General features: G+C 49.5%; 12 protein-coding genes. 2 read left to right on the top strand and 10 right to left on the bottom strand.

The features are described 5' to 3' along the window. Nucleotides 1-54: 54 nt before the first annotated feature. The 3 genes from KNQ09_RS02450 to KNQ09_RS02440 all read right to left on the bottom strand — a co-directional run bounded on the left by KNQ09_RS02450 (nucleotide 55) and on the right by KNQ09_RS02440 (nucleotide 3991). The gene (locus KNQ09_RS02450) at nucleotides 55-1809 is read right to left on the bottom strand and encodes an EAL domain-containing protein (RefSeq protein WP_353049741.1); all 1755 of its coding nucleotides are present in this window, start codon (nucleotides 1807-1809) and stop codon (nucleotides 55-57) included. A gap of 32 nt (nucleotides 1810-1841) precedes the next feature. Beyond that, a complete protein-coding gene (locus KNQ09_RS02445) occupies nucleotides 1842-3476 on the bottom strand; it encodes an ATP-binding protein (RefSeq protein ID WP_231681779.1) in 1635 nt (544 codons plus the stop codon). Nucleotides 3477-3559: 83 nt separating this feature from the next. Continuing rightward, nucleotides 3560-3991: a YaiI/YqxD family protein gene (locus KNQ09_RS02440; protein ID WP_058265220.1), complete on the bottom strand. Its 432-nt coding sequence runs from the start codon at nucleotides 3989-3991 to the stop codon at nucleotides 3560-3562. Nucleotides 3992-4115: 124 nt separating this feature from the next. On the opposite strand from KNQ09_RS02440, the gene KNQ09_RS02435 reads away from it, so the two are divergent. Both KNQ09_RS02435 and KNQ09_RS02430 read left to right on the top strand, forming a co-directional pair. Further along, nucleotides 4116-5861, top strand: a complete 1746-nt coding sequence (locus tag KNQ09_RS02435) for an ABC transporter ATP-binding protein (RefSeq protein ID WP_214857216.1) — start codon at nucleotides 4116-4118, stop codon at nucleotides 5859-5861. Further along, a complete protein-coding gene (locus tag KNQ09_RS02430) occupies nucleotides 5858-6739 on the top strand; it encodes an NAD(P)-dependent oxidoreductase (RefSeq protein WP_214857215.1) in 882 nt (293 codons plus the stop codon). The genes KNQ09_RS02435 and KNQ09_RS02430 overlap by 4 nt, the downstream gene beginning before the upstream one ends. 51 nt (nucleotides 6740-6790) lie before the next feature. Here the strand turns inward: KNQ09_RS02430 and KNQ09_RS02425 are convergent, their stop codons facing one another. The 7 genes from KNQ09_RS02425 to KNQ09_RS02395 form a co-directional block, all read right to left on the bottom strand. Beyond that, on the bottom strand, nucleotides 6791-7456 hold the full coding sequence (locus tag KNQ09_RS02425; RefSeq protein ID WP_251138073.1) for a DUF975 family protein: 666 nt from the start codon (nucleotides 7454-7456) through the stop codon (nucleotides 6791-6793). A 156-nt stretch (nucleotides 7457-7612) separates the two neighbouring features. Then, a complete protein-coding gene (locus tag KNQ09_RS02420; protein WP_064300181.1) occupies nucleotides 7613-8275 on the bottom strand; it encodes a copper homeostasis protein CutC in 663 nt (220 codons plus the stop codon). A 25-nt stretch (nucleotides 8276-8300) separates the two neighbouring features. Continuing rightward, entirely contained in the window at nucleotides 8301-9065 is a 765-nt protein-coding gene (locus KNQ09_RS02415) for a DeoR/GlpR family DNA-binding transcription regulator (RefSeq protein ID WP_047391234.1), read from the bottom strand. Nucleotides 9066-9256: 191 nt separating this feature from the next. Next, nucleotides 9257-9871: a glycerol-3-phosphate 1-O-acyltransferase PlsY gene (gene plsY, locus KNQ09_RS02410; RefSeq protein WP_214857214.1), complete on the bottom strand. Its 615-nt coding sequence runs from the start codon at nucleotides 9869-9871 to the stop codon at nucleotides 9257-9259. Nucleotides 9872-9888: 17 nt separating this feature from the next. Continuing rightward, on the bottom strand, nucleotides 9889-10920 hold the full coding sequence (locus tag KNQ09_RS02405) for a M15 family metallopeptidase (RefSeq protein ID WP_214857212.1): 1032 nt from the start codon (nucleotides 10918-10920) through the stop codon (nucleotides 9889-9891). A 235-nt stretch (nucleotides 10921-11155) separates the two neighbouring features. Next, nucleotides 11156-11593, bottom strand: coding sequence for an acyl-CoA thioesterase (locus tag KNQ09_RS02400; RefSeq protein WP_023467801.1), 438 nt, complete (start codon nucleotides 11591-11593; stop codon nucleotides 11156-11158). Nucleotides 11594-11605: 12 nt separating this feature from the next. Then, on the bottom strand, nucleotides 11606-13849 hold the full coding sequence (locus KNQ09_RS02395; protein ID WP_023467800.1) for an AAA family ATPase: 2244 nt from the start codon (nucleotides 13847-13849) through the stop codon (nucleotides 11606-11608). Nucleotides 13850-13852 lie beyond the last annotated feature (3 nt).

The following is a 13852-nucleotide window of genomic DNA, read 5'->3' as shown; positions in this document are numbered from 1 at the left end:
CCCCCTTAAAATGTACTTGTTCCACCTTTTAAGGTATTCCCGACTGAAGAACGGTTAAACCTCAGCACGTCCTCGCATGATGTCTTCGACGAGCAGTTGATCGATGGGCTGAGGATGATGGACCTCGTATCCTTGCACATACAATAACTCATCTAACGTTTGAATGTGTTGCAGCTGTGACGGTGTTTCGACTTCCTGAATCACGAGCGCGATGTTCAACGTCGACGTCAAGGAATGGACAGAGCGAATCATCGAGCGCTCCAACTGATTTTGAACGAGTCGACGTGTAAAAATCGGATCGAGTTTGACCGCTTGAACAGGTAAGCGTAACAACGAATTGAGCGACGCATAATGACTGCCGAAATGATCGACGGTCAGACGATAGCCTGCTTGGCGTAACTGTTCCAAGCGTTTGATCGCAAAACGACGACGTGTTTGCAGTACTTCCTCACGAATTTCAAGAATGAGACGCTCATTCGGGAAGTAAGACTCTTCTGTTAGTCGAATTAACTCGGAAAATAGTTGATCCGACTCGAACTGATTTGCCGATAGATTGACGGCGACGGAAATCTTACGACCAAACGTTTCTTCTAACCGGCGTTGATCCAAGATTGCCTGACAGATCGTAAATCGACCAATGTCCGGAAAAATCTCCATCTTCTCAGCAATCGGAATGAAATCCGTCGGACTGACGAAGCCAAGCACTGGGTGGTTCCAGCGCAAAAGTGCTTCTACTGCGACATAATGTTCTTGTTTCGCATCGACGATCCATTGGTAATAAAGTTCGAACTGCCCCCGTTCCAGTGCATGCGACAGCTCTGATTCAAGGACCGATGCAAACGGGTGCTGCTCCGCATGTCGGTTCGGATTGACGAACGAGGTCCGTCGTTTCCCGTCGTGTTTGACTTGTTGCATCAAAGCTTCCGCCGCATAAATCTGCGTCTGACGACTCGCCATGTCACCCGTCAAGAGACTGACACCAGACGATGCCGTCACGTGAATCGGTTCGTCCGCGACACCAACGATTGGTTGCTCGATCGCTTCCGTGACGATGCGGGCATAGTCTATTGCATGCTGTTCGAATTCTTGCTCTTGCTCAAGTTCTGCCAATACGACGAACTCATTACCATCCATCCGTCCGACGACATGATTCGGTAACGGTACATATTTTAGACGACTTGCAATTTCACGTAACACTTCATTCCCTATCCGGTAACCGTGCGTAGCATTGATCGCATGAAAACGGTCGAGGTTCAAGACCATCAAGAAAGCTGGATGAATCGTCACACTCGAAATTAAACGATTCATATAGCGTTCGTTATAGACGTCGGTCAGGGCATCCTTAATAACGTATGTTTCGACATTGATTGATTTACTGATGATATCTGCATATCGTTCGACGAGCGCGATGTCCTGTTCCTTGAAGTCGAATGGTTGATCGTCAAAGGCACATAACGTGCCGATTTTCTCGTTCTCTGCGTTTTTGATCGCCACCCCTAAAAAGCTACCGTTTCCAAGTGCTTTCGTGACCGGATGATTGACAGTCAATGGATCGTTGAGCAATTCATTGATCGAGACCTTCCCGTCCGTCTCATCGACGACCAACTTACAGAGGACATGTTGGAAGACATGGGTCGAGCCTTCTTCAATCAATTGTCGTTCTTGATTAATCGCCTTGACGACAAAGTTGCTATAGGAGTCGTTCAATGCAAAAAACAACGTGTTGACGCCAATCCGTTCACTCAGTTTTTCAAGAATCTCTTCGACGAGCGGATGCAATGCTTCATAACGAATGTGTGAATTATTCACCGTGTCTTCCTCCTTTCTCAGTCGATTGTCGGTCATGCGTCGAGCGGGAGTTGAATGATGAAGGTACTGCCCTCTCCTTCCGTTGATTGGACGGAAATCGCTCCACCATGATCAAGCACGATCATGCGACAAATCGCGAGCCCTAAGCCGGTTCCACCGATTTTACGTGTATCCGAGTTATCTGCTCGGTAAAATTTATCAAAGATGTAAGGGAGCGCTTTTTCTGGAATCCCAAGCCCTTCGTCCGATATCTCAATCCGTAGTTGATCCGACTGGTTTGACCCTTTGATCCGGATTGCCCCACCTTCAGGCGAATATTTAATCGCGTTCATGATCAAGTTCGTGAACAGCTGTTTCATCTTTTCACTGCTTGCTGAAATCGTATAGGAGCCTGGATCGAACTGGACACTGATGCGATGCGCGCGACTCGCGAGATCAAACATCGGTTTCATCTCAAACATCAATTGTTTCACATCAAGCGGTTCTTTTTGCGTCCCATGCGTCGAGTCTTCTCCTTTTTGAATTTCCAGGATGTCATTGATCAATTCCGCCAAACGAACGGTTTCTGAATGTATCGTCTGCAAATATCGCTTTTGGCGCTTCGGATCCACTTCTCGTTTCATCAATAATTCCGTGAAGCCCATGATGGAAGAGAGCGGTGTCCGCAACTCGTGCGACACGATCGAGACGAATTCTGCCTGCTTGAGATCAAGTTCCTTATCTTTCGTCACGTCCCGTAAGACGAGCATCATGCCCCACTCGACGTTTGCGATCGCAATCCGCTCGGCGTAAGCACTGAGAAGCAAGTTCCCTCGAAACGCTGATAGTTCGATCGTTTCTCCCGGAATATCTCCATTCATTAGTTGACCGATGTAGTCATGGAGTGCGTCTGGCTGATCGACATGTTCAAACAACGACGTCGCCCGTTCGTAGGCGTGGCGGAATCCTTGCGCCTGATTGACGAGCTTCGGTGGAAACATGTTCAACAAGGCTTGGTTCGCATAGATCTGTTCCCCACTACTCTCGATGTATAGGACAGCTTCCCGAATCGAGTCGAGGAGCTGATACGTCTTGATCTTTTCATGCTCCATCTGATGAAACAGGAGATGGCGCTCAAGCGTCATTCCGAGTTTTCGTGATAAATCAAGTAAGTCCCCGACTTGCTCTAGATTGAACTGAGGAAAAGCATGACGAATATAAAGTAACCCGACGACTTGTCCATTACTTGGAGATTGGACGGGAATCGCCGATTCGAACTGATCGCCAATCGGTAATTGAACCGATTTACGCATGACGAACGCCCGACGTAAGACCGAATATTGATCGAGATCTTTTTCGATCAGCTCCATCTCGTCGATGCCTTGCGCGACGAAATGATTCAACTGTTCACGACGGTACAAGAGGATGGCACCTTCTTTTACATCGAGCAGTTGCAACAGGATCGTCAGGACGGTCTCACAGGCCGCTTCGACATTTTGCGTCGCTAACGCTTCCATGATCTCATTGCGTTGCTTCAATTTCAGTTCGACTTCCCGTAAATTCTGTTGTAATCGATTGATTTCACGTTGATCGAGTGATGTGAGTCGTGCCTCAGCTGATGCCGGAACCGTTCCTTGGCGCAATCGGTAAGGACGGTCCTTCGAGTGGTCGCGTAAGATTCGTTTCAACGTGTATCCTCCTTTCTGAATGCATTCCTGTTACAAATTATAGCATGGTCCCTATTTGATCGACAGTTCGAGTACTGTCTTCCTTATATGCTGGTTTGCACTAATGCACGAAATGCCTCTTCAAATGCCCGATCCGCATCGCGCGTCCGTTTTTTCGGTCCTTTCGTCCGTCCACCCGCTCGTCGAATTTGTTGTCCGACATGGCGTGTATGAAGCAATAGATCAATATTCTCGTTCGTAAACTGACGACCATTTTGGTCGATTGCGAGTCCTCCTCGCGCTAAGACGAGTGCTGCTAGACCGTAGTCTTGCGTCACGACGAGATCACCACGTTTCATCCGATTGACGATCGCGTAATCGACGGCATCTGGTCCTTGTCCGACCGTGATCGTCGTCGCCCCCTCCCGCATCATCTGGTGTGCTGTATCACAAACTAAAAAGACGTCACGTCCCTGTCGGTGTCGAATGACGAGATCGACAACGGGACATCCGTCCGCATCTACGAAAATAGACATCTGTATCCTCCCTTGTTGGTTCCACTATCAGTGTCACAAACCAAAAGATTTCTTGTCAAGTCGCGTTTCCCATTTGACCGTTTCTTCGTTCTTTCGGACAATGGAAAAGAGAGGATGTGTTGAAATGAACGCTGCGACGTTCCAATCTTTTTACCTGTTATTGAAAAAAACGAAACCCCCGGTCGGATTATTATCCGCCGCTGTTTCCGTCTCCGTCATCCAAGCGCTGGCTGCCCTCGCCATTCCTTGGTTCTTAAAGACGTTGATTGACGGTTTTACAGTCGATCGACTGACTCCGCAGCTGATCAGTTTATTTGTGATCGTCTTCGTCGTCCAAGTCGTCGCGAATGCTTTATCCATCTATTGGTTACAGATCGTCGGTCAACGAATCGTCGCTAATTTGCGGACGCTCCTATGGAAACACCTGTTGACCTTGTCGATTCCGTTCTATGATGAGACGAAATCTGGCGAGCTCGTCTCCCGACTCAACAGTGACGCTACGACACTCCAGCAATTGCTGTCGGAGCAACTCGTCCGCCTGCTGACATCACTCGTCTCGATCATCGGAGCGATCACGATTCTGTTCTTCCTCGACTGGCAGATGACACTCGTCATGGTCATCGCTGTACCCGTGACGCTACTAATCATCATCCCGCTCGTGCGGAAGCTGCATAAGATATCCCGTGAGACTCAGAAGGAACTCGCAGGATTATCCGGTTTTTTTGCCGAGATGCTCGGCGAAGTCCGACTCGTCAAATCACAAGCAACAGAACCCTATGAGTTGAACCGTGGGAAAACTCGCATCGAGAATCTTTATGGCTATGGCGTCAAGGAAGGACGAATCCAAGCCCTCTTGTTGCCGATCTTTAACGTCACCTTGACGACGATGTTGATCTTGATCATCGGCTTTGGTGCCTACCGCGTCGCGACGAACCAGATCACAGCAGGTGAACTCGTCGCCTTCTCACTCTATTTGTTCCAAATCATGACGCCGCTCGTGACGATGACTGAATTCATCACGAAGTTGCAGAAAGCACGTGGGGCGACAGAGCGAATCATCGAGCTGCTCGATGAGACACCGGAAGCACCTGGAGCGCTTGTTGCGCCGCGTCCGTTCACGGACGTCACGGTCGATCACCTGTCATTCGGATACAATGAGACGCCCATCCTCCAGAATGTCAGCTTTACGTTACCACGCGGCAAGACGACAGCGATCGTTGGTCCGAGTGGATCCGGGAAGACGACATTATTCGCGATACTTGAGCGATTCTATCAACCGACGTCCGGTCAGATCCGACTCGGAGATCAATCCATCACTGATTTGACGTTATCGTCTTGGCGCCAAGCGATCGGTTATGTTGCGCAAGACTCACCTGTTTTATCGGGAACGATCCGTGACAATCTCATCTACGGTCTTGCGGAAGACGTCAGTGAAGACAAAATCCGTGAGGCTGCACGGATGGCGAATGCCGATACGTTCATTGAACGTTTTCCGGAGGGGTATGCAACTGAAATCGGAGAACGGGGTGTCAAGTTGTCCGGTGGTCAACGCCAACGGATTGCAATCGCACGTGCACTCCTCCGTGATCCGGAAATTCTATTGCTGGATGAAGCCACGTCAAGCCTCGACTCCGAGTCAGAGCGGGTCGTTCAGGAAGCACTCGAGCGATTGATGGTCGGACGGACGACGTTCGTCATCGCCCATCGTCTCGCGACAGTTCGTCATGCCGATCAAATCATCGTCCTTGAAGATGGTCGGATTTCCGGCATTGGGACACATGATCGTCTTGTCGTCGACAATCCATTGTATAATAAGCTCGTAACGCAACAATTCATCGGCACGGAACGTGCAAGGGGGAATCACGTATGAAGACAGTCGGTTTCATCGGATTAGGTGTCATGGGACAAGGCATGGTCCGCAATCTGCGCAAGGCAGGTTTTACAGTCAAAGGATACAATCGTACGAAAGAAAAAGGACTTGTCCTTGAAGCAGATGGTGTCGAAATCGTCGATACGATTCAAGACGTCGTCACGGATGTCGACGTCGTCATCTCGATCGTCGGTTATCCGCAAGACGTCGAGCAGATCTACTTCGAAGACGGAATCCTCGACCATGCGACACCCGGAACGATTCTGATTGACATGACGACATCCAGTCCGGCTCTTGCAGAACGCATCGCGCAGGAAGCGACAGCACGCGGTCTTCAGGCACTGGACGCACCTGTCACAGGTGGTGACCTCGGTGCGAAGAACGGGACACTCGCCATTCTCGTCGGTGGTGAAGAAGCAGCGTTCGCGCAAGCGAAGCCATTATTCGAAGCGATGGGAAAATCGATTTCACTCTTCGGTGGTCCTGGTAAAGGACAATCGGCGAAACTCGCGAACCAAATCGCAATTGCCGGCTCGATGATTGGAACAGCGGAGATGCTGTTGTTCGTCACGCGGTCCGGGATTGATCCGACACAATTCATCGAGACGATCAAATCTGGTTCTGCCGGTAGCTGGAGTCTTGAGAACTTGATTCCGCGCGTCATCGCTGAAAACTACTCACCTGGTTTCTTCGTCAAACACTTCATCAAGGATATGCGCCTTGCCCTTGAGCGAGGAGCTGAGATGGGCATCGCGACACCTGGTCTCGCACTGACGAAGGATTTATATGAACAACTTGCTGAGCTGGGTCACGCCGATTCCGGTACACAAGCGCTTTATCTGTTGCTCGCCGAACGTTCACGCGCTTCGGTAGAATAAGCAAAAGCCTGTACGCTACGTCTACTGACGTAATGTACAGGCTTTTTTCGTTCATCCCTCGACGGATGATTGACGTGTTGGTTTCAAGCGTTCATAGAAGTGTGCCATCGTCGTATCGAAATACGGCGTCAAGAAGATGACACCCACAGTACTAAGTAGTGCGAGGATACCCCAGCCGATGAAACTCAAGTAAAGCATGACCAATTCACGCTTATGCCCTTTCATCATCCGACGACTCTCACCGAGGACTTGCCAAAACGACAATTCCGGTCGGTCGACCAAAATGTACGGGACGAGGCGATACGCTAGATAAAAGTACAATGCCGGTAAGATCAAAAATGATCCGACATAGACCAATATCGTCACGATTGCATACGCAGCAATCGTTCGAAAAGCACGTCGAAACGAAGAAAATCCTTCGAATAACGTTCCGATACCGGCAGACTCCCCGCGTGTGAAGCGTAAGTAAGCAATCGTTCGTCCAACCGTCACCGGAGCAAGCACGATCGTTACGACCATGTTCAGTCCGATGAAACGGACCATGCTGTCGATGTCATCTTGGTCAAAGGACATCCGGCTTGCTGCAAGCGCAAAGATAAGGAAGTAGATGATCGAGATGCTTAGCCCGACCAGCCAACGTCCTTTTAGTGTACCAAGGGCGTCTTGTTTTAATTGTTTAGGGTTCATGTCGTACTCCTTCATTTCCACTATTTCCATCTTTGATTCTAGCGTAGTCCCGTTGAAAAACCTAGTTATCCCGCTCTGCTTTTCAAACGCGTCACGGAATCGTCGAAAATCCGTCACGAACACATACAAAAAAATCCATTTCTCTCATCTCATAAGATTTGAAAAATGGATTCGTGCGGTATAGGATTAGCGCAGAAGTCGCGTCAATGCCTCAACACGTTCTTTTTGAATGATACCGTCTTGTAAGACAGCGGAACCCACATGTAGTTCCGATGCCTTCGTCGCTTTGAGAAGCGTTTCCGCATTCTCAAGCGTAATCCCGGAACCTGGTAAGATAATCAAGTCCGGATGGTCCTCGATCAAGCGCGCGATTGTCTCTTTTCCTTCTAACGCCGTCGCTTGACCACCCGACGTCAAGATCCGGTCGACTTCTGGAAAATCAGCGAGCACTTCTGCCGCTTCGAGAATATCGCGACTACTGTCGATTGCTCGGTGGAACGTCAATGACAGTTCCCCTTTATGTTTGATGATTCGACCAAGGAAGCCTTCGTCGACGCGACCGTCTGCGGTCAATGAGCCGACGACGATCCCGGCAGCACCGAGTTCTCGGATCAAGTCGATATCCGTGATGATCGTCTCTTCGTCTGATTTCGAATAGACGAACGACTTACTATGTGGTCGAACGAGGACGTGAACTGGAATCTCGACCGTCGAGACGACTTGACGAATCAGTCCATAGCTCGGCGTCAACCCACCTTCGGATAATGCGGAAACGAGCTCGATCCGGTCCGCTCCGGCTTGTTCTGCTGCGACCGCTTCTTCTACGGTCGATGCGATGATTTCTAACATGATACATCCCTCCCGCATCAGTGTATCATGAGACGACCATCCAGTTCACGCGTTCGTTGAACAGTTTCATCTCCCACGATGGTGGATAGGAAGCTGGACTGAGGACGATCTTCGCACGTCGGAACTCTGCCACCTTATATTTACGATTGCCTTGGAATTCATCATTCGCCAAGAAGGCATAAACGTCTTTCGTACAACTGATGACGGCTTTTTGAATCAGCGAGGATTCAATATCATCGCTGACGAAGCCACGCTCGATTTCGGCACCGTCAAACGATAGAAAACAAGCATCAAAAGCGTAGGCATCGAGCGCCTGCAAGACTTCGACTCCGACCGTCTGCCCATAGGCATCGACCGTCCCACCAAGTAACCGAATTTCACCTTTGAACGGTCCCGTCTTGCGGCACTGCTCCAAGTGACTAGCGACCACTAGTGAGTTCGTGACGATCGTCGCGTTCCCCGTTAAATACGGCAACAGATGCTCGACCGGCTCGCCTCGACCAAGAAAGATACAGGAATAATCGCTGAGCCATCCTTTCGCATAACGCGCTAAACGGCGAGACAACTGATCCGTCCGACGCGAGATCGGTGTTTCTCGTTTTCCTCCTTGATAGATGGCACCGCCATAGACGCGCTTCAACTGCCGTTCCCGTTCGAGCTCCTCTAAGTAGCGTCGTACCGTTTCTCCCGAGACATCGAGACGTTCGATCAAATCCTTCGTCATGACTTTCCCTTCCTCTTCCAGCCATTCCATGATGCGTGATTTCCGCTCTTCTCCTAACAACGACACGTGCGCTTCCCCCTTCACAGACAAGTTCTAGTTCTAGTGTATCGAACGTCTGTAAAGGTCTTGTAAATCCGATGTAAATAAACGTGTAGTTCCTATGAAATGTCGTTGAATTCGTCCGTTATCCGACTTTTTCCACAAACAAAAGACGCATCCGCATCTCAATGAACGAGATGGAGATGCGTCTTAATGACTCATTCAGACGGTTTCTTTGCAAAGAGTGGAATCTTAGACTCTGTACCTTGGCGAATCCGTTGGATGTTCTCGCGGTGCTTGAAGATGACGAACAAGGCAAGAACCGTAAAGAGCGTCGGAACAATCCAGTCGTTCGTCAAGACACCAATCGTGATGGAAACAACGATTCCGACACTTGCTGCCACGATTGAACTGAGCGACACCATCCGGCTCAGACGAAGTGTCGTCAAAAAGGAAACGAGCAGGAAGATGAACAGAACAGGGCTCGTCACGAGCAACATCCCTCCGGACGTCGCAACTGCCTTTCCGCCTTTGAACTTCGCGAAGATCGGATAGATGTGACCGATGACAGCTGCTAGTCCAGCAAACAACGGATGTATATCTGCTCCCATCAAGATTGGAACGAGACTTGCGACGGCTCCTTTTCCGAAATCACCGATTAATACGATGATTCCCGCCTTTTTTCCCAAGACACGGAACGTATTCGTCGTTCCGAGATTCCCGCTACCGTGTTGGCGAATATCCATCCCATGTCCCCACTTCCCGACAAGAAGTGCGAACGGTATCGAACCAAGCAGATAGCCAAGAACTAAAATCCCTATGATTTCAATCATAGTCAACCTCCAACCTCTTAGTGACCGACTTTCATATATTCCTCAAGAGTCTGTCCGTTATTTTTAATTTGTGTCGCGACATCGACACCGACATAACGAATGTGCCATGGCTCATACGTATAGCCTGTCCGTGATTGGAAGCCACGATCGTAGCGCACGATGAAACCATATTTCGCTGCGTTATTCGCGATCCATTTTCCTTCTTTCGTATCACCAAGGGCAGCCGTCAATCCGTTACCAACGCTTGGTGCCGAAATATCGAAAGTGAGACCCGTCTGGTGCTCACTGTGACCAGGACGTGCTGAATATTGATCAGCAGCAGCCTTGCCATCACGTGCGACATAATTATTATACAATACTTTTTGACGTTCGCCTGAACGGAATCCACTGACAGCGTTCAATGTCACGCCTTCTTTTTTAGCAGCGGCAAACATCTTCTCCATCTGTTTCGCAGCTGGCGCCCGCATGTAGCTTTGCTCAAGTACACCTGAGTATGAGAAGCTGACGTTTGGTACGACAAGATCTGATGGTTTGTAGTCGATTGGCAAGCTGTATTTTTTATTGACGACGACAAGATTACCAAGTGATAAATCCGCTTTGGCTTCTGCTGATTTATCGACGTCCGGTGTCTCATCTTCTGGTTTCGACGGTTTTTCTTGTTCTGGATCCTGAGATGAACTATCCGGTTTATCCGTCGATTCGTCTTTTTTGTCCTCCGTCTTGTTCTCTGAAGCTGGTGTATCGTCTTTTTGTTCTTCTTCTTTTTTCGTCTCATCTGAAGATTCTTGATCTTCTTGCGTTGCCGCATCAGACGAATTGTCTTCTTGTTTTGCTTCTTCTGACGTATCGTCTTTTGCTGTTTCTTCTGTTTTGTTTGTTTCTTCTTTGTTCGTGTCTTTTGCTGTGTCTTCTTTTTTCGTTTCGTCGTTTGATTGTTTTGTCTCATCTGATTTCTGTTCCGTTTTCGTTGTATCATCCGCTTGTTGATCCCCAGGATTACATCCTGCAAGGAGAAGCGCTAACGTACTGACGGTTACGATTTTTTTCATGAGTAAGACCCCTCTTCTTTTTATGCTTCTCTATGTTACCGCTAATCGTTCCATCCGTCGAGTCTACTTCCGACAGATGGAGTAAGTCCCTACCTTACTTCAGCTTCTTTATTTTCGCAAATGATCCTGACTTTGTCATCGGTCGTTAGTACCAAGTGCTAACTTTTACTGTTCAGACTGAAAAAAGAAAAAAGCGGAACCGATTCAAAAATCGATCCCGCTGTGATGTATCTTTTCACGCTTCCGTTAAGAGTGCTGCGTCCGTCTCGCTCATCTTCTCATAAATTTCGTGCCAGTTCGGGAACACCTTCGGCAAGCGAATCGGTCGGAAGTTTTCCTTCTTGACGACGACGTGTGTCGTTTTCGCCGATACTGCAAGCTTCCCGTCCGGATGTTTGACCGTATAACCATAAATCGTCCGTAATCCATCGTAATGATCAATCCAGACTGTGACGACCGCTGTATCACCGTACGTCAACGAGCGTTTGTAATCGAGATTGACATTCGTGACCGGGGAGACATATCCCGCATCTTCCATTTCCTTATAGTCAAGACCTAAGGACTGGATCAATTCTGTCCGTGCGAGTTCCAAATAGACGAGATAGTTTGAATGATAGACGATGCCCATCATGTCCGTCTCGGCGTACCGGACAGGTATTTCAATCGTGTGCATGTAGCTTCCCCCTTAAAAATCCTCTTTTTCAAGATAGGACCATTCTGAACCGGACAAGCTAACTTTGTCAATTAATCGCATCGACTGCTTCGCGATCGCCTGTTCAACGATCGTGATCGCCGCTCGTGCGTTTCCGTTCGGAACGACATCAATCTTCTCGGTAAGCGTCAATCGTGCGTCCTCCGTCAGCTCGTATCCGAAACGTGCCGCGTATCCTTCAATGATTTGAATCAACTCGTCTGGCGAATAATTCGGGAAGTGGAATGACCGTTTGAAGCGTGATTTCAATCCTGGATTACTTGCGAGCAAGGCGTTCATCTGTTGCTCGTAACCCGCAAGGACGACGACGAGATTGTCTTGATGTTTCGTCATCTCATCCACGAGCGTATCAATCGCTTCCTTTCCAAAGTCGTTCGCTCCACCATTTAACGCATACGCTTCATCGATGAATAAGACACCACCCAGCGCATCGCGAATTGCGTCTCGCGTCTTTTGCGCCGTTTGTCCGACGTAACCAGAGACAAGATCCGCCCGGCTGACGACTTTCAAGTGTCCCCGTTTTAAATAACCGCATTGTCGTAAGACATCGGCATAGAGCTGCGCGACGGTCGTCTTTCCGGTTCCGCTATTGCCGCTAAAGACCGCATGTAGTTCGACCGGTAAGACTTTATAACCAGCTTCCCGGCGACGTTTTTGCATCGATAACAGAGCTTCAATCTGTTTGAGTTCATCTTTGAGATCAGACAATCCGACGAGCGAAGCAATCCGCTCCTCAACGGTTGCGTCCGGTTCTTGTACCATCTCGAAATCTTCTTGTTCGAGTAAGGCAAAGTCTTCGTGACTGGCACTCTCTCCAAGGCTTGATCCCTTTTTGAAGATCGCATCAAGGACGATATTGCGGACGGCGCGTCCATTTCCGAAACTGGCGTCGACGCGTTCCCGCTCAAGCCGTCCGAGTAATGCCCGCTCCGCTTGTTCCGTCAAGACATAATCGTTAGCGGTCGCGATCGAGCGTCCGATGGCGAGCAGCTCCTGATCCGTATAGTCGGCGAGTAGATAATGATTTGATTCCGGGAAACGACTCCGCAGTCCAGGATTCGCCTTCAGGAAATCACGCATCTCTTCTGGGTATCCAGCAAGCACGACCGCAAATCGCCCTGCATATTCCCCACTCGTCATTGCTGCGACGAGCGTATCGATCGCTGCCTGACCATAATCGTTCCCACTTTGTCCGGCACGTTTTAAGGCATAGGCTTCATCGATGAAGAGCACCCCTCCGACGGCTTCGCGGACTTTACTCATGACCTGTTCTTCCGTCTGACCGACGAACGCACCGACAAGCGATGAACGATCCGTCTCGACGACTTCCGGTCGTTCGAGTAATCCGAGCTCGTGATAGATCTTTGCCATCAAACGGGCAAGCGTCGTCTTTCCGGTTCCGGGGTTCCCCATGAAGATCATGTGTAGGGATGGTTGATCGCTTGAACGGTAGCCATCTTCCGATCGTTTCTGTTGATACTTTAAGAAGCGATACATATGATGGACCCGTTGTTTGATGTCTTCGAGACCAATCATCGCGTCTAGTTCCTCGAGTGCTGAGCGTTCGACTTGTTTGCTTTCGACGGGGAGCAAAGCGACGACACGTTTGAGATCCTGGATCGTCGTCGCTTTCAGTTCCGTCATCTCGCGGAACGCTTCCCGGGAATAGAAACGCTCTTGTAAGCTGTCGACGAATGTCTGCGCTGTCTGTTCAAGCGTGGCACTTGAACGCAGTAATGCCGTTCCAGCCTCGAACAGTTCCGTCCAGCGTCCGGCATCCAACCGACGCAGTCGTTCCGTCAGTTCGACGATTTGTTCCGTCTCCTCAACGATTTGACTTGCTTGGAGGATCAGTTCTTTCGTCGCTGATCGTTTGGCGTTTGCATTGTCCGTCTCGCGAATCGTCGGAAACGTATGCGCGACAAGGCGCTGATACGTACTTTGTAATTGTTGTTCCGTCAACAACTGCTCAAGACGGGCTGGCAGGCGGCCATGCTGACGGATTTCTTGCATCCAACTCTCAGCTAAGGCATCCAGTCGTCCTGTCATGATATAGCGATGTTCGACGAGTAACGCCAAGATACGGACGAGTGCTTCCGTCTCTCCAAGCAACCGGCTACTTTGAGCATACCGTAAGGCGAGCACCTCCTCGACCTTCGCGCCCTCTTCCCACGCTTTGATTTGATTGAACATCTCCTCTTTCGAGAATGCTTCCATGTT

The organism is Exiguobacterium sp. s191, from assembly GCF_018618955.1.
GTDB classification, from domain to species: domain Bacteria; phylum Bacillota; class Bacilli; order Exiguobacteriales; family Exiguobacteriaceae; genus Exiguobacterium_A; species Exiguobacterium_A abrahamii.
This window is presented reverse-complemented; position numbering and strand designations above follow the sequence as displayed.